This window comes from Microbulbifer sp. A4B17, from assembly GCF_003076275.1.
GTDB lineage: Bacteria > Pseudomonadota > Gammaproteobacteria > Pseudomonadales > Cellvibrionaceae > Microbulbifer.
The window spans coordinates 1,872,089-1,889,297 of the sequence record NZ_CP029064.1 but is presented as its reverse complement, the minus strand read 5'-3'; the positions used below and the strand labels follow the sequence as shown (position 1 = coordinate 1,889,297).

Sequence of the window (17,209 nt, the reverse complement as noted above, 5' to 3'; positions counted from 1 at the left end):
ACAACAAAATTCTAGCGGATACCGGAACTTTGTAATACCCCAAGAGATTACTTGCCCCTAGCCATCCGCCATGAGTGATTGATATTTGCGGCGCTCACCAGCACTCAACTGAAGTCCATACTTATTTACGATTGCCATAAACCGCTTGAGGTAAACTTGCTTGACTGGTCCATAGGGCGGCATCCACTTGTCCGGCCCTTTGTGGCCTTTACTTTGATTACGGCCGTCATCAACCAGCCATAAATTCTCAATGTCCTCAGCAAACCGCTGCTTTCGCTTGCGTGTCCAATCGGATCCCCCATGATCGTGCGCCCACTTCAGCGGCACAATATGTTCTACATCAAGATCTGAAGCCTTTACAAAGAAGCCGCCCGTGTATGGGTCCAGCCACAACCCAGTGTCAACTTTACAATGGTTCGAGCGGGTAAAGGTGACCGGAGACAGCGAATAGCGAATCAGCAACTCATGGCGAGTATCCTGGCAATCCCGGTCGAGATCAGACCACTTGGGTAGCCACTCAGCCCGGTCATAAGGCGCAGCAAAAGCGGACAAACTGAAGGAGAAAACAAAAGCAAAGGAGAAAAACCTAGAAACCGACCAAACACTCATACATCAACTACCAATCAAACCAGAGCTCTAGATTACAAGAAAGTGCGTACCAGTTGTATGCGCCGGTTCAAATCAATAGGAAATGATTCAAAGGTTATAAAAAACACCCCAAATGAAAAAATAGGGCTATAACAAAGGCAATGAGGAGCAGGATATTTCGGTCAGTTTTTTAACATCTGAGATAAAAATGCCCTGCCTGATTAACGCTAGACAGGGCATAATTTTTTAGAAAGAGGTTTTGCTACTTGTCCAGCCCTACCGCTTGAGGAATATAAATTGCGTGCAACTGTCCGCCGGCCATCATTTCCTGGATCAATTGTGTAGAGGGGCCATTTTTTTGGTCACGCACATTAAATGAATTCAGGTAACTATCCACTCGACCTTCAAAATCATAGTGAAACTGGGTTGAACTCAAGAACCAACCGTCACCCAGAATATCCCCAACATAAATAACCCCCGAAGCTTCGGCATCAGTGGAGATTGCAGCCTCTACTCCAGTATCATCCAATCCGCTGCGCACTTTAGAGGATTGCGAGTAATACTGACGATAGGGCTTGCTAGCCACTTGCTCTTCCAGAAGTACCTGGTACTCCTCATCGGTAGGCTCAGCTTCCAGCTCTCCGCTTGCCAATTGTTTTTCGATTTTCAGATCCAGTTCGTCCTCGCTATCACCAATAATTTCTGGATTGAATTCGGCAACACGAATCATCTCTCCAGATTCAGGGTCCAGGACGTAGATTGGCGAATAGTAATTAGATTTATCAAACTGCAACACCAAGCGGGTTTTATTATCGACACCAGCTACCGCTGCCATATTGTCGAAATTTTCATAGTTATCAGTGATATCACCGTCAGATTTACTACTCACTACCCGTTTGATCAAGCCACCATCCGTTGGCTTGGTGATATCCGCAAACTCAAGCTGGTAAACACCGTACTTGGCTCCGAAGTAAAAGATGTTCGGGTCTAATGGATCCCAATCACCGTCTTCAGGAGAACGCCACTGAGAAACTTCCATTCCAGTGGTATGAATACGAAAGGCCTCCTGGCTCATATCGCGAATATCTTCTGACTTTCCATCGCCATCTGTATCCTGGCTGGAGAGTTGCACCAGCTCAAACATCAATTCACTATCGTCAAATAGGACTCGATTATCACTATCGCTAAAATCAACTACCGGTGCACCATCACTATCCACTACCCGCACCGCATACAGCTCACCATTGGTTAGACCCGCCTTATCAACTTCACTGCCTTCATTGGTTTTTTCGCCAACATAGACCGTGAGGAAGCCTCCATTGCGATAAGCGTCATCCTCATCACTACGCGGCCTTTCATCATCGACAGATAGCAGTACAGTTTTATCCTGTGCTTTATAGTTGGGTACGATATTTTCGAAGCGAGATTTACCGAGAAGCGGCAACTCGTAAGCATCACCAGCATTATCACCAGTCGTTAAGACGGCTATACCACGACCAATATAAATTTCAGATTTATCGTACTCATAAACAGATTCGATTTCACTCTTGGCTTTCGCTTTGCCACTGATGCTACCAAAGGCATCGAATCGAAGGCCTTCATAGCCCCGCTTCTCAACCAAACCATCGTAATAGGTTTTAAGACTTTCACCACCATCGCTCTCTTCCCCGGTCAGGAACATCCGCACCTGAGTGCCCTTGCCGCTCTCAGCGTTGTAAAAAGCTGTTTCAGCTGGCAGGGTCGCTGAACAGAAACGTTCGAATGCACCGGTATTCACAAGATCCCCATCTGCATCAAAATAGGGTTTCATCTGTGTTACATAGGTATACCCCGGAGATTCGGCTATTGCACCCTCTGTGTCGTACAGGGTACGTCGCCAGGCATAAACTCCTTTAATCAGATCTTCACCGCCTTCAATTTCACCCGTGGTTTTATTAATCACCCATTTTGAAACAAAGGTACCGGTTGATCTGAGACTACGATTTGAGTTCTCCAGGACAACCCCATCACCACCAACAAAGTTGTAATGCTCTTGATTCATAAACAGGGTAAATGTGCCATCATCATTATCCAGGTAACCCAGACCATCTGGCTCTCCAGATAATACATATAGGCCATCGGTATCTGCAGCATCGAGACTCGGGTGCTCCTCGAAGATAGGCAGCATGTCCGATTGAGGAACATCTTCATTGGTATAGTCGGTGGGAAGGTAACCATTGCTGAGCAGATTAATTACCTTGACGTTTTCAGCCATCGCAACAACATGTGGTTGCTGCATTGTTGAGGGGCCGACGTGCGCTGCCTCCTCAGACTCAGCAACAGACTCGAACAGACTGACTTCCTCAGGAACTTCTGGATCTGGAATTTCCACCACTGGACTATCATTATCATTATCGTCGCTACAACCTGCCAAAACTGCCGGTATGGCGATAGCCAACACTGCCCGTTTGAAAAACGTATAATTTTTCATTGCTGCTCCAATGCGCTTGTTTCCCACCCAAAGGTAGTTCTAGTTATAAAGGCGCCATAGAGTAGTAATGCAAAATGACAGGCTTAATAAGGTTTCATTACAGGCAATAAAATTTAACTCAATAAATTTTCTTTTTTCAAAAGAAAAAATTCATATTTTTGAAGGGAAAGCTTTCTTTTAGCGGGGAATGTCTGGGAGAACTCACAAAATCTAACAAAAAAATCCTGCACCAAGCGCAGTATAGCTCAGTGCAGGATTCTTAGGCCTGCCCTGCAACAGGGCAAAAAAGTACTAAGCAGATACAGGTTCGCTAGCAGCTACCTCTTTTTGCTTATGATTGGATTCTACTTCACCATCGATAATTTCATTGGGCTTGACCTTATGAAATACGGCATAAAACACGGGAATTGCAATCAGGGTAAGTACCGTGGCAAATCCAAGCCCACCCATAATTGTCACGGCCATATCCGCAAAGAAGGCATCGAACAGAAGTGGGGACATCCCCAAAATAGTGGTAACGGCTGCGAGGAATACCGGACGCAAACGGCTGACACTCGCCCGCTGGATTGCTGTCAATCTGGGTAAGCCCGCATGGGTCTGCACCTCAATCTCATCCACCAAAACCACAGCGTTTTTAATCAACATACCAGATAGGCTGAGTACGCCGAGAAGGGACATAAACCCGAATGGCAATCCTGTCGCCAGCAGACCGACAACCACACCCACCAGACACATTGGTACAACCAGCCAGATAATCACCGGCTCGCGAACAGTGCCAAAGAGCAGTATCGATACCAGGATCATAATCAGGAAGCCCAAGGGCAACCCTTTACCCAATGACTTCTGCGCATCGGTAGAACTTTCGTACTCACCACCGAATTCAACCTTGAAGCCAGGTGGTAACTTCATCTCCTCAACCCAGGGGCGTATACGGCCGAAGGCTGTCATCGCCGTCACCCCTTCAGGCGCATCTGCACTGATGGTAATAGTCGGCACCCTGTCACGCCTTTGAATCAGGCCTTCATCAGCGGTTAGTTCAAAATCGGTTATCAGCTGTCCAGCCGGAATATATCCCTGCTCATTGGGACTCCATACCAGACGATCCTCCAATGAACCAACCTGATTGCGATCCCCCTCTGGCATACGGGCAACAATGGGAATAATGCGATCACCGCTTTCAAAGTCACCTACGGTATAGCCCGCAGTGGCAAACTGAATCATGCGACTGACATCGGCATTGGTAACACCGGCAACACGCGCCCGCTCATCATCCAGGTGGGCGTGGAGAGTGGGCTCCCTGCTACGCCAGTCGTGGCGAATATCTTCCAGACCTTTCTCGCGGAATTTTTGCTCCACACTAACAGCCAAGGCACGCAGTGTCTGGTAATCCTGACCTGAAATTCGCACTTCAACGTCCGATCCACCACCGGGGCCAAACACCAGCCGCTTGAATGTGATCAGTGCTTCCGGCTGCGCAACTCGCAATTGCGCCTTCGCCCTCTCGATCAACTGGGGGATTTGCTCTCGATTTTCTGTGCGTACGATCAACTGACCATAAGAGGCATTGGGGGGCTCGGGAGCATAGGTCAGCATAAAGCGATCGGCTCCGCGACCAGCCACTGCCGTTACGGAGACAACCTCACCCTGCTCCTTGAAGAATGCAGTCGCTTCCTGGAGTGCTTTGTCGGTACGTTTAATATCGCTGCCCTGAGGCATGAAGTAGTTGACATAAAAAAGCGGCGCATTTGAATTCGGGAAAAACCCTTGCTTAACAAACCCAAAAGCAAAGTAGCTGGCCAGGGTTACCACCACAAGCACCGCAATTGTCAGACCTCGAAGCTTTAATGCTCCAGATAGAGCGCCAGAATACATATTGTAGAAGCGACCGTTGTAAGGGTCTTCCGAATCAGCTTGTTTTCCTGGCTTAAACAGGTGATACCCCAGATAAGGCGTAATGGTAATCGCCAGGATCCAACTGAGCAGCAGGGAGATACCGATGACTGCAAACAGGGAGAAGAGGAATTCACCAGTGGCATCATCGGACAGGCCGATTCCGGAGAAGGCCATAATGCCAATGACAGTCGCACCCAGTAATGGCCAGAAGGTCTGACGCACTACGCGCCTGGCAGCACTCTTCGGCTCTTCTTTCCTCTGAACCCCCATCAACATCCCTTCGGCAACCACGATGGCATTATCAACCAGCATACCCATCGCAATAATCAGGGCACCGAGGGAGATCCGCTGCAAGTTCAAACCGAACAGGTTCATGATTAACACCGTACCCAACACAGTCAGGCCGAGGACAGTGCCAACTACAACGCCGGAACGCCACCCCATAAATACGCAAAGTACAAGAGTAACGATCACGACGGAAGACACCAGGTTAAACAGGAAGCCGTCAACGCTCTCCTCTACCACCTGATGCTGCTCATAGACAGGATGAACTTCTACACCTAAGGGCAGTGCCTGTTTAATCTGCTCAAGCCTGGCCTCTACTGCCTTACCGACATTAACGATATTGGTATTTTCGGCACCAGCCACACCGAGCAGGATGGCCTGCTTACCGTCAAAGCGGGCAATAAAACCAGGACTGTCATCGTAGCCGAGAGAAATATCTGCGATATCCCGGACTGCCAGCATCGCTGTTGAACCGGGCACACCGACGAGAATATTTCGAATGGATTCCAAATCACTTGCAGGGTTATCAACCAGTATGCGGGTACGCAAATCCTGGCCACCAATCTCGCCGACCTTCTGGGTCGAGCTTTCTGATTGCAGCACCTGAGCTAAATCATCCAAGGAGAAACCAAACTGGGCCAGGCGCGACTCATCGATATCCAGGTAAGCCACTTCGTCGATAATGCCCGAGCGGGATACCTTGGCAACACCCTCTACCCCCAGCAACTCACGGCGAATCGCTTTGGTAATCTCACGCATTTCGGTCAGCGAAAACCCTTCTCCGGTAATCGCATAATAAATGCCGTAAACCTCACCAAAATCATCATTCACAACGGAAGGCAAAGCACCGCTGGGCAGATCACTTTGAGCATCATTGACTTTGCGCCGCAGTTCATCCCAGACCTGGGCGAGTTCCTGTGAGGCATATTGGTCCTTTATTTCCACTCGAATTTCGGACATTCCTGGACTTGAAGTAGAAGTCACCTTATCGAGCTGCCCCATCTGCTGGATAGCTACTTCAAGCTTTTCGGTGACCTCTTCTTCTACACGCTGGGCACTGGCCCCCGGGTAAAAGGTGTACACACGAGCTTCCTTGATCGTAAACGCAGGGTCTTCCAGGCGACCAATATCTGAGAGCCCCCAAAGACCACCGATCAGGCAAATCAGTATTAACAGCCAGCTGTAAACCGGCTTTTCTATAAATACGTCAGAAATTTTCACAACATTTTCCCCACTGTTTACAGGGCCAGAGCTGACACACTAATTAGTGCTGTGCGTAATTGCGTACTTTCGCACCGTCATAAAGGTGCTGGCCACCGGTAGCTACCAACTTCATAGCGGAGCTAATGCCATCTGTAATCTGCACAGACTCTCCATCGGTACGCCCAAGAGTAACAGGAGCCTTGGACACCGACTGATCTGCATTTATCTGCCAAACATAAGGCTTGCCCTCTGGGCCAGTTTGTACTGCTGAAAGGGGAATCCACAGATCTCCACTCGCTTTGTTCAGTTTCACATTAACGCGAGCCGTCATTCCTGGAAGGATTTGTACATTTTCTGGGCGCGGCATACCAAACTCTACAATGTAAGTCTGAGTAACGCTGTCTGCCTCAGCCTGATGTTCTCGGTAAGTGAGCGGAAACTGTTTGCCTGGCAGGAATTCAAACTCAGCGGTCATGGAGTTGACCTGCTCCTCGTTAACCGTTGCCAACAATTTTTCAGGAACCGAGATTTGAATTCGGACTTCGGAGATATTCTGCAAGCGGACAATTGCCTGGCCCGCCTGGACATTGGTGTAGTTCTCAACCAGCTGGCGAGTTGCCAGGGCATCGAACGGAACCTTAAGCTGGGTATAAGCCAAGTCCTGCTCCGCACTTTCCAGGGTCACTTTGGCCAGGTCAAAGTTACTTTTCGTTTCATCCAGCTGCTGCTGTGAGATTACTTTAGAACCTGCGAGAGAGCGTTGACGATTCAGGGTTTTTTCCAGCAACTCCACATTTACACGAGCTTCTTTTACCCTGCGTCGGTAATCCCGGTCATCCAGCTCCGCAATCAGGGTTCCTTTGGGGATAATTTCACCCTCGCGGATATTGAGCTTTTCGAGTTTACCGCCCACCTGGAAAGACAGATCGACACTTTGCACCGCCCTAACCCGGCCGGCAAACTGTCGATCTTTGACTTGATCGTTACTGGCAACAGTAGTCACTTTTACTGGCCAGAGATGCTCTGCCTGCTGTTGCTCTGTTTTCGACTCTGAGCACCCTGCGAGAACTGCAACAGCAGCCATCAGGATAGTCAGTGAGAAACGCGATCTCGGCGATACTTTCATATTCATCATCCACAAACTGTATTAACTGGGGCCGACTTTCAGGTCAGATCGGCAGAGAGCGCCAGCAGACGTCCCTGTAAACGTTCAATAATCGGGTCTTCAGAATTAACCACACCCAGCACCCGCCCCAGGAACATTCCTTGGGCTGCCAGGATTAGCAATTCCGCCATCTCCGGGTCACGATACGCATCGCATATGTCACGACGCCATTGCTCCTCTTTATCTTTTACCGGGCCCAACAACATAGGATCTTCAGCCACGGCAGCAATCAGTGACCGTGGCAGGCCTTCGTCGTCGTCCATCAATTCAAAAATACTCTTCAGACGGGAAACCAAAAGGCTGTCCCCAGAGGATACAAAGCTGGAAACAGTGCCATCTTCACGGGAAATCGCCGCCTCCAGCATGGCTTTAAGAAGAGACTGCTTAGTCCGGAAATGATGAATCAAGCCGCCCTTGCTCAGCCCACACTGCGTAGCCACTGCATCCAGGGTCAACTTGCGCGCACCACGCTCTCGAACTACTTCTTCTGCTGCTCGCACAATGGCAGCCTTGTCAACTCTCGACACATGACCTCCAGGACATCACCAAGCAAAACCAACCGGTTGGTCGGTATCTTAGCGGCATCATTGGAAAGGTCAAGCTATGCTACGATCGCTCACCACAAAACATGGTTAAAAAGTGTTACGAGAGTTTTAAACTCACCCTGGAGACACAATTTATGACAGATCGGCACTGCCCTTGCGGATCGGGCAAGCCCTTTGAGAAATGCTGCGGACTCTATCTGTCGGGGAAGGCTTACCCCAACGCAGCAGAAGCGGTTATGCGCAGTCGATATTCGGCCTTTGCTGATGGAAATATTCCATACCTGATTAAAACCTGGCACCCCGACACCTGCCCTGAGCTGCAACCTGAGGACATTGAAACCCAATGGACACGTTTGGAAGTTGTAAAAAGTAAAGCGGGGCTAAAAAAGTCAATCGTGGAGTTTAAGGCCTGGTATACAGAGAATGACCAAGAACACCTAATCCACGAAATTTCACTTTTTAAACTATATAAAAAGCGCTGGGTATATTTGCAGGCCTTACCCAAATGGCCGCAAAGGAAATAGTCTGGGAACGGGAGTCATCTAACTCCCGCACCTCTTTACGAAGCTTCTGCTTGCCAGCGAAACGGCCCGAAGATTTAGCCTTTACATGAGGGCCACCTTTCCTCATCAGCGGGTTACGGGCAACGTAACTACGTATTTTTTCTTTCTTTTTCATTTGGATTTACCTTTTCACATCCAACAATAAATCTGCATTTGAAGGGAAACCCCCACCCAACATCTAAATTGATACCTCATCAGTCATCCCTTAATACAAATTACCTGGCGCAGGGTATGCACTACATCCACCAGATCAGACTGGTTTTCCATCACCTGATCAATGTCCTTATAAGCTGCAGGGATCTCATCCAATACACCATTATCTTTACGGCACTGCACACCTCGTGTCTGATCCTCCAAATCCTTTCTGGAAAATCGCTGACGAGCCGCTGAGCGGCTCATTTTACGCCCGGCACCATGGGCACAGGAGCAAAATGATTCCTTGTTTCCAAGCCCTCGGACAATAAATGATTTAGCTCCCATTGAGCCGGGAATAATTCCCAGCTGATCATTCCGGGCACTTATTGCCCCTTTGCGTGTTACGAACACATCCCTATTAAAATGGCGCTCGCGAACAACATAATTGTGATGACAGTTGATTGCCTCTGTAGTCAAAGTAAACTTTGGCAAGCTTGCCTTCAGACACCCGAGCACTAGCTTCATCATTTCCTGCCTGTTCCATCGAGCATATTCCTGCGCCCAATTGACCGCCTCAATATAATCATCAAAATTCTGGCAGCCCTCTGAAAAATAGGCCAGATCCTTATCTGGAAGGTTGTGCATATGCCCAGCCATATCCCGTCGGGCCAGCTGGATAAAATGCTGGCCAATAGCATTGCCAATCCCTCGACTTCCCGAATGCAACATCACCCATACAGCACCACTCTCATCAACACAAATTTCGATAAAGTGATTGCCACCCCCTAATGTACCCATTTGGGTCACCCAGGTTTTTTGTGGCTGATGCAGTTTCTTCAGAAGCCCTGGATGCTTGGAAAACAATCTATCTACACCGGGAGCTAAAAGTTTGCAGGCAGATTCCCTGGCGCTGATCAGTTTATGTCGTCCCTGACCAACCGGCACTTTCACCTCAATGGCATCCCGCAGTGCTTTAAGATTGTCTGGCAGCTGATGGACCTGTAGCGAAGTTCGCACCGCATTCATTCCACAACCAATATCCACCCCAACAGCAGCGGGAATTATCGCGCTTACCGTTGGAATCACCGATCCTACCGTTGCCCCCTTTCCCAAATGCACATCCGGCATAGCAGCAACATGGGAATGCACAATAGGAAGCTGGGCAATATTCTTTAACTGTTGCATCGCCTTGGGCTCGATATCATCGGTATAGATTTTTACCGGTACCGTGCCAGGTGGTGCATTCCGATTTAGTACTGTTTTTACAGGCATATTTTATCCCTGGATTAACCCACTTAACTGAAATGGCAATCCAAGCTAAAATAAAAAAGCCCCGGCATTTGCCAGGGCTTTTGGAAGGTCTGGCTTGGAAAGCAATATCACTTTCCAAGCTCAAGCGCGTGAAAAGCGATTAAACAAATAAACTCTTGATATCAACATTTCGCATTTCACGGCTCCTTAGTGGTGCGATCCACTTCAAAAATATTGCAAATTAGAATGCCAACCTTTAACCCAGATCAGCAATAGAATTCAGGTGCAGTTTATTATTATTTAGTACCATGTCAAGCCTGTTTTTTACCAATCTCTAAAATTTTATCCTGATACCGCCAATTTATTTTCGCTTCCCAGCATAGCTTAGGGCTTCGACATGCCATAAAATCTGCCCACCGCAGTAATAGCCCAGTCTCCCCCACAAAGATGACTACTCAAGAACCAACCATTCTCTTTGAAGACGACTATCTTCTTGCCGCTTATAAACCAGAAGGATGGCTTGTTCACAGATCAGAAATAGACCGCCAAGAACAGCGGGTGCTCCTGCAATACCTGAGGAATCTATGTGGTAACTTTCTCTATCCAGTACACCGGTTAGATAAACCCACTTCTGGCGTTATTATTTTTGCCAAAAGTGGAGATACTGCTGCACAACTGCAACAGCAACTTGAAAGTGATCTATCATCAAAAAAATATATTGCTGTCTGCAGAGGATACAGTCCAATAGATGGCATTATTGACCATGCCCTGACACCGGTTGCCGACTTTAAGCACCAAAGGAAACGTCCAAAAGCGGACTTGCCACGACAACAGGCGATTACGCTTTATCGACGGTTAGAGACAATTGAATTACCCCATGAAGTTGACCGCTACCCCACTAGTCGCTATTCCCTGGTTGAGATCCAATTAAAAACTGGCCGACGACATCAAATAAGAAGACACTTCAAGCATATCCATCATCCACTAATTGGCTGCCCGAAGTATGGAAAATCTATCCATAATCGTTTTTTTGCCAATGAATTCAACTGCCATCGACTGCTATTGCATGCAACCGAATTGAAGCTACAGCATCCGGTTAGCGACTCTCAACTAATAATCCAATGCGCGGTCCAAGGTCACTTCTTACAATTAATTGAGCAATTTGATTGGCAAGCCCTAAAAAGCAGCTGAATTATTCATAAGTCACCCAGATCTTACATAGAGCATGGGGCAGTTTGTCCAGGGTAGGAGCACAATGGAGCTGAATTAAGTATCTCCAGCGTACAGCAAGCCCTGCTTCCGCCATTTAACTGGCCGCATCCAGGGCCACCACAGGCCCCACAGAAACTTGAACAACAGGCACCGTTTCCGCTATAAATACCCCCTTTTTCATTTTCGCACACAGCCCCTTTAAGGCCGTATATTTTTCGCCCTTCCCGCACCGAAATATTATCAAAATAGGCATAGACTTTTTTGGAAGGTGACCACTTAGCATTACTTCCCCCATGAAAAGTACTGAACTGAAATTTATCAATAGCCACCCTATCAATGCCGGATAGTCGCAATCCCCGCTTCTCTACCACTCCCTCTCCGTTAATAAATAACAAAATATATCCATCAGTATTATTAGCATCACTATTCAACTGAACAAAGAGCTCAACTCGATACCAGGTATCCCGCTCAAACCTAAAGCCAGCATCCCCTTCATATTCATCGCCGCAGCGACCAGCCCTATCTTGGTGATAGGTGTAGAGACTGACTTTACCTTCAGCTCCAAACATAACCCGCACACTCCAACCTTTGGGATTGACGGGTTGGCAGCCAGACGCCTTAACACCTCCAGCCAGCCCATGCAATTTTCCACCTTTAACAAATTCAAAGTCGCGATGAAATTTAACATCGTAAGCTAGCGTTGCCGCCGATACTGATTTGGTCAACTGAATCAACTTAGTAATTCTCTCGGAACCCTTCTCAAAAGGAATATATTTAGCCTCCAGGGCATATCCAAAATCTGGCATAGCTATTAAATTCAAGTGCCGATCATCAAAAGTGGCTATCGGTCGCGAGTCAAAATTCCTTCTCAGCAGGGTTGCATCCGTATATTTCATATAGGGAATTCCAACCCGATGCCGCCCGGAATTGGAAAGCGCACGAAACCCACCTATAGCCGAAGAAATCCCATATATATAAATTTTCTTTCGTATAAATCTTTCCATTTCCTCATAATTCAAGTAAAACGTGAAATTATGAGGAACATTATGAGTATCACATATTTTGGCAATACCTTCCGCCGACTCCCGGTCCGCCTTGGCCATTTTTACTGGAGCCCCCCTTCTACTAGAAGCTCCGAGATAAAGCCCTACGGAAACTGATTTAAACAGGCCTTTCTGGCAGGCCCACCCAGAAATAACTAAACCTCCCCCCAGGTATTCGACTCGCTCAACCCGCCCCATCATTTGGGCAAAATCCTGACCACCTGAGCCAAATGAAAAAAGAGTCACGAGTAAAAATACAGAAAACATCTTCAATAATACCCGACAGCACTGACATCATTATTAAATATAGAAGCTGTCTGCTCTGATGAAAGAGATCACACAAAGTCCAGACATATAAAAGATAACAGCAGCCAAAACAAAAATGGCTCGCAGGCATTCACGTCGATTTGGCAGCATATAATTGAATTTAAGGGCGTTTAACGCCCATCAGGAAAACTGCAATAGAAATGTGGATGAATATGAAAGGTAGTAAAAACGTCAATTAGCTGTAGAAAGAAAGGTCATCGCTCTGAATTGCCGTGGGAAGCCTCCTCTTGTGATCGACCACGAATCCCAAACAAACCTTTACGCTCATTTTTACTTTCCAGTTCGGGCTTCAAAAAACTACGTAATTTATCTTTCTCCCACATGGCATCCTGATAACCGAGATCGATAAGCTCCTCGATATAAGGTCTTTCAAACAGAAGGTAACTGGCAGCAGAAACCCCACCACCAGGACTTGTGGCACCAGTAGAGCGAAATAGCCAGCGCAGTGCGGAAGGAAGATGACCGAGTTTTCTGCCGCTAAGCCCCCCCAAACTTTGCGAGGGCTCAATTACAACTGACTCTACCGAACGCAACAATTTCAAGTCAGAGTGATCCGATGGATCTACATAATCAAGTAGCATATTTACCCTATCCAGATGCTCCAAGTCTGCCTCCAAACTATCAATAAATGCAGCATTGAATAATTGAGCAGCTATTTGTGCCATTGAAGGGGAGTCCATCTTAGCGGGGCTGTTGCGACTCCCCCAGTGGGTTGGGGAGCGATTATCAGATACCCCCACCACAAAAACACGCCTGGCACCGAGATGCAGCGCCGGACTAATCGGAGCCATTAGACGAATGGCACCATCGCAAAAATAAACTCCATCCAGTTTTACCGCAGGAAAAATGGCAGGGATCGCCGCCGATGCTAACAAGTGCTCTGAAGTTAACTGGGTGGGCACCCCAAAACGACGAAATCGTTGCCACCCTTTAACATTTTCCGCTCCCTGAAAGAAGCTTACAGACTGTCCCTCACTGTAAGAAAGTGCATTAACGCTTGTAGCATGCAAATGACCTGCCGCTATATTCTTGTGAATATTGTCAAAATTAATTTCACGCTTCACCAAATCCCGTAGCGGGCTATTGTCCAGGAGCGCCAATGGCTTTTCCCTACCGACCCCTTGGTTTAGCAGCGAACGGCTGATAGAAAACAGGTTCCCAAGTAAGCTGCTCCAACTGGTGCGATAAACCTGCTCAACGCTGAGCTGCAACCAGACCGAGCACATCCTGTCGACGGCTTCTTTGAAGGTACCGGTATGGGAAGCGAGAAGCATAGCGTTCATAGCACCCGCGGAAGTCCCGCAGATTATTTGAAACGGTCGAGGATTATCTTCGGGAACGAGTTCAGCAAGCGCTCTTAAAACACCCGCTTGATAAGCGGCACGCGCCCCTCCCCCAGAAAGTACCAGAGCGTTACGCTGGTCATGTTTCTTACTTTCGTTGCTACTTGTCGACAAAGTGTTCTTCCAATACAACAAGCCTCTAAACAACAGAGTCCGCTTAAAGGCTATTGAGAAAAAAGCCCATACACAACTCAGTTTCCGAGTCGCAGGAGGCACTTGGTATGATAATTAGAGTCTTTGAAATAAAGTTATTATTCTAAATCGGTAGATATATTAGAGAGTCATATCTACAACATAGCGACCAATTCCATGGCCTCTATTTAAGCGGGCGAGAAACTCCGGCGCCTGTTCAAGGCTAATGTTCTCCGCGATACTTTTCAGCTTATCGCCGATATACCATTCACCCGCCAGCCTTCCCCACACACCGGCTTTCTTTTCGATAGGCAAAACAGCACTATCCACGCCCAACAAGCTAATACCCCGCAGGATAAATGGAAACACATTGGCATGGAACTGGGCACCTGATGCCATCCCACAGGCTGCGACTCCACCGCCATAGCGCAGGGATTTAATAACATTGAATAATGTCTCCCCACCCACTGTATCAACAGCCCAAGCCCACAACGGTTTAGCCATCGCCTTATTTGCAAACGGCGCCAGGGTATCCCGGTCTAGTACCTTCCAGGCCCCCAGGCCTGCCAGATAATCAGCAGACTCCAGTTTGCCCGTAACCGCAGCTACACGAAAACCAAGCTTTGCCAGTAATGCAACCGCTACCGAACCAACACCTCCGGTTGAACCTGTTACAAGAATTTCACCGTCTTCAGGGGATGCGCCCGATTCCAACAGTTTTTCAACGCAGAGCGCCGCAGTAAAACCAGCTGTACCCAGTGCCATAGATTCCCATTCCGTCAATCCTTCTGGAACTGGCAATGCCCACTGAGGAGGAACAGCAATACGCTCTGCCAGTCCACCAGCGGTGTTCATTCCCAAATCATAACCATTGACCAGCAATTCGGCACCCACAGAAAATGTATTACTCCGATCGAATAATACCTTACCCACAGCATCTATACCGGGGGTATGAGGATAAGAGCTGGTTATCCCACGATTACCAAAAGCGGACAAAGAGTCTTTGAAATTCAAGGACGAATAATTTACGGCCAACAACAATGGGTTATCGGGAAGATCAGACAGTCGACGCTCAATAATGGACTGGTCAAATTTTCCCGAAGCCACCTCAGAAACCTGAATTGCCCGAAAATTTTCATCCTTATCTATTTCCATGGGGTATATCCCGCAGCACTATCAATAAGTGGTTTTACAATTATTGAGCCTGGTGGCGGAGCGCTGCTAAACGTGAAAACAGGCGAGTGACTGCTGATTCCACTCCAGCTTCCGCAGCCAGGCCTAATTTTTTAGCAATATTTTTCCGCTCTTTAAACTCTACCTGGTATAGATCGCAGTCCCCCGCACAGCTGGTCAAGTACTCATCTGAAGTTTTCAGTTCATCAACCAAGCCCAGGGACAACGCCTTTTGTCCAAACCAAACCTCGCCCGTGGCAACTTTATCGACGTCGAGTTCCGGACGATATTCCCCAATAAAATGTTGGAAAAGAACGTGGATCTCATCCAAATCCTCTTGGAATTTCTGCTTGCCCTCATCAGTATTTTCACCAAACATGGTTACGGTGCGCTTGTACTGGCCGGCAGTAAACAGCTCATAGTCGATGTCATTGCGTTTGAGCAAACGATTAAAATTCGGTAACTGCGCCAAAACACCAATGGAGCCAAGCATCGCAAACGGAGCGGCCAAAATACGGTCAGCAACACAGGCCATCATATAGCCTCCACTGGCAGCCACTTTATCGACAGCAATGGTCAAATGGATACCGGCACTGCGAATTCTGGTCAGCTGGCTGGCTGCTAAACCATAGTTCGCCACCATGCCTCCGGGGCTTTCAAGGCAGAGAAGGACCTCATCACCTGATTCGGCTACTTGAAGAATGGCCGTCACTTCTTCGCGTAGATGGGAAAGCGCACTCGCTTTAATATCCCCATTAAACTGCATAACAAAAACGCGCTTGCGCTCGGCGACCAATTCTCCCTCTACACTTTTAGACTCTTTCTTTTCCTCCTCCTTAGTAGCATCTGAAGAGGAAACTATACTTTTTTCCGAACGTTTCTTACTTTCGGCTTTGTGCTTTTTAGCCAGGGCTTTTTCTTGAGACTTTTTCTCTTTCGCCATTTGTTTTTTGCGACGGGAAAACTCATGCTTATCCATCACCGCTTCAAGCAGTGTTTCCTTAAACTGCTCATAGCGATCATTCAAGTGCGTAACTGTTATGTGTCCCTGAACACGCTCTTTCAGCTGTTCACGGTTTGCAAATATAAAACCTATCAATACCATTAAAGCTACGACAACCGTAACAATCTTGGCTAGAAAAAGGCCGTACTCAATTAGAAATTCCACTTAGACTCCATTTGCCGTCTTAACTGATTTTTACTTTCAAAAATTTACTGCCAACCTTCCAAAGCAGAGGTAGCACGCTGATTGAGAGGGCGCGCCAACAAGCCGCTATGACTAATTCGTACCTCGTAAACAGCACCGTCTTCCATGGGAAGGAAAGTGGCACTGCCATATACCGCATCAACAAATGGCAGCTGTCGATCAATGCCGCGAACAAACTGCCAAACATCCACACCGTAATTCGCTCCCTCTATTTCGTGGACCGAACGCTCACGAGCACGTTCATCCTGGAGGGTAAGATAGCGACCACTTAACCGATCCAAACGGTAGGCAGGCTTAATCCCCCAGCGAGCGAGTGGCCCCTGCCATTTGAGCATACGGGCATCCAGCTGCCATTGATCCCCAAGCAATTCGAACTTTTGTGCAATTCCATCTGCGTCAGAGAACTTTACTTCAAACTGCTGCTCGGCAACTTTTCGAAAGGAAACAATACCAACACTGTGCTCTTCAGCCAGGTTTCTATAGCTGTACACATCCGCAGCAACAAGAACAATCCAAAGGGCCATTGCAAAAAGAAAAAGCCCCACAGAGCCACGTATAAAGCCCAGAAACCAGTTCCCTCCCAGAAGGATTCGCGCACCCCAAAATACAAATAACAGAGCCAGAACGGCAATAATAAAAGTAATCGCTATGTACATTATGATTTCTTCTCCCTG

At 47.7% G+C, this 17,209-nt stretch carries 13 protein-coding genes; 2 read left to right on the top strand and 11 right to left on the bottom strand.

From position 1 onward, the window contains the following. Positions 1-57: 57 nt before the first annotated feature. The 5 genes from BTJ40_RS08565 to BTJ40_RS08545 form a co-directional block, all read right to left on the bottom strand. Complete coding sequence (locus BTJ40_RS08565; protein ID WP_108732685.1) at positions 58-609, bottom strand: DUF1524 domain-containing protein; 552 nt, start codon at positions 607-609, stop codon at positions 58-60. A gap of 241 nt (positions 610-850) precedes the next feature. Further along, positions 851-3,058 carry a hypothetical protein gene (locus tag BTJ40_RS08560; protein ID WP_108732684.1) on the bottom strand — a complete coding sequence of 736 codons (2,208 nt, stop codon included), beginning with the start codon at positions 3,056-3,058 and terminating at the stop codon, positions 851-853. 291 nt (positions 3,059-3,349) lie between these two features. Next, positions 3,350-6,457 (bottom strand): efflux RND transporter permease subunit, encoded by a 3,108-nt coding sequence (locus tag BTJ40_RS08555; RefSeq protein WP_108732683.1) that lies wholly within the window; start codon positions 6,455-6,457, stop codon positions 3,350-3,352. Positions 6,458-6,500: 43 nt separating this feature from the next. Then, positions 6,501-7,565, bottom strand: coding sequence for an efflux RND transporter periplasmic adaptor subunit (locus tag BTJ40_RS08550; RefSeq protein ID WP_157953971.1), 1,065 nt, complete (start codon positions 7,563-7,565; stop codon positions 6,501-6,503). A 38-nt stretch (positions 7,566-7,603) separates the two neighbouring features. Further along, positions 7,604-8,131 (bottom strand): TetR/AcrR family transcriptional regulator, encoded by a 528-nt coding sequence (locus tag BTJ40_RS08545; RefSeq protein ID WP_108732681.1) that lies wholly within the window; start codon positions 8,129-8,131, stop codon positions 7,604-7,606. A 152-nt stretch (positions 8,132-8,283) separates the two neighbouring features. On the opposite strand from BTJ40_RS08545, the gene BTJ40_RS08540 reads away from it, so the two are divergent. Beyond that, a complete protein-coding gene (locus BTJ40_RS08540; protein WP_108735221.1) occupies positions 8,284-8,673 on the top strand; it encodes a YchJ family protein in 390 nt (129 codons plus the stop codon). A gap of 237 nt (positions 8,674-8,910) precedes the next feature. On the opposite strand, the gene BTJ40_RS08535 is transcribed toward BTJ40_RS08540, so the two are convergent. After that, positions 8,911-10,119, bottom strand: coding sequence for an RtcB family protein (locus BTJ40_RS08535; protein WP_108732680.1), 1,209 nt, complete (start codon positions 10,117-10,119; stop codon positions 8,911-8,913). 426 nt (positions 10,120-10,545) lie between these two features. On the opposite strand from BTJ40_RS08535, the gene BTJ40_RS08530 reads away from it, so the two are divergent. Continuing rightward, a complete protein-coding gene (locus BTJ40_RS08530) occupies positions 10,546-11,289 on the top strand; it encodes a pseudouridine synthase (RefSeq protein WP_108732679.1) in 744 nt (247 codons plus the stop codon). Positions 11,290-11,312: 23 nt separating this feature from the next. Here the strand turns inward: BTJ40_RS08530 and BTJ40_RS08525 are convergent, their stop codons facing one another. From BTJ40_RS08525 to BTJ40_RS08505, 5 genes are all read right to left on the bottom strand, one after another. After that, positions 11,313-12,620, bottom strand: a complete 1,308-nt coding sequence (locus BTJ40_RS08525; RefSeq protein ID WP_108732678.1) for a polysaccharide lyase — start codon at positions 12,618-12,620, stop codon at positions 11,313-11,315. 254 nt (positions 12,621-12,874) lie between these two features. Continuing rightward, complete coding sequence (locus BTJ40_RS08520; RefSeq protein WP_108732677.1) at positions 12,875-14,137, bottom strand: patatin-like phospholipase family protein; 1,263 nt, start codon at positions 14,135-14,137, stop codon at positions 12,875-12,877. A gap of 159 nt (positions 14,138-14,296) precedes the next feature. Beyond that, the gene (locus tag BTJ40_RS08515) at positions 14,297-15,310 is read right to left on the bottom strand and encodes a YhdH/YhfP family quinone oxidoreductase (protein WP_108732676.1); all 1,014 of its coding nucleotides are present in this window, start codon (positions 15,308-15,310) and stop codon (positions 14,297-14,299) included. A 40-nt stretch (positions 15,311-15,350) separates the two neighbouring features. Then, positions 15,351-16,496 (bottom strand): protease SohB, encoded by a 1,146-nt coding sequence (gene sohB, locus BTJ40_RS08510; RefSeq protein ID WP_108732675.1) that lies wholly within the window; start codon positions 16,494-16,496, stop codon positions 15,351-15,353. A gap of 44 nt (positions 16,497-16,540) precedes the next feature. Next, positions 16,541-17,191 carry a cation/multidrug efflux pump gene (locus BTJ40_RS08505; RefSeq protein WP_108732674.1) on the bottom strand — a complete coding sequence of 217 codons (651 nt, stop codon included), beginning with the start codon at positions 17,189-17,191 and terminating at the stop codon, positions 16,541-16,543. Positions 17,192-17,209 lie beyond the last annotated feature (18 nt).

Bases quoted from the DNA above. Each gene is read 5' to 3' on its own strand.
- BTJ40_RS08565 (WP_108732685.1), bottom strand. From the start codon at position 609: ATGAGTGTTTGGTCGGTTTCTAGGTTTTTCTCCTTTGCTTTTGTTTTC.
- BTJ40_RS08560 (WP_108732684.1), bottom strand. From the start codon at position 3,058: ATGAAAAATTATACGTTTTTCAAACGGGCAGTGTTGGCTATCGCCATA.
- BTJ40_RS08550 (WP_157953971.1), bottom strand. From the start codon at position 7,565: ATGAAAGTATCGCCGAGATCGCGTTTCTCACTGACTATCCTGATGGCT.
- BTJ40_RS08540 (WP_108735221.1), top strand. From the start codon at position 8,284: ATGACAGATCGGCACTGCCCTTGCGGATCGGGCAAGCCCTTTGAGAAA.
- BTJ40_RS08535 (WP_108732680.1), bottom strand. From the start codon at position 10,119: ATGCCTGTAAAAACAGTACTAAATCGGAATGCACCACCTGGCACGGTA.
- BTJ40_RS08530 (WP_108732679.1), top strand. From the start codon at position 10,546: ATGACTACTCAAGAACCAACCATTCTCTTTGAAGACGACTATCTTCTT.
- BTJ40_RS08525 (WP_108732678.1), bottom strand. From the start codon at position 12,620: ATGTTTTCTGTATTTTTACTCGTGACTCTTTTTTCATTTGGCTCAGGT.
- BTJ40_RS08515 (WP_108732676.1), bottom strand. From the start codon at position 15,310: ATGGAAATAGATAAGGATGAAAATTTTCGGGCAATTCAGGTTTCTGAG.
- BTJ40_RS08505 (WP_108732674.1), bottom strand. From the start codon at position 17,191: ATGTACATAGCGATTACTTTTATTATTGCCGTTCTGGCTCTGTTATTT.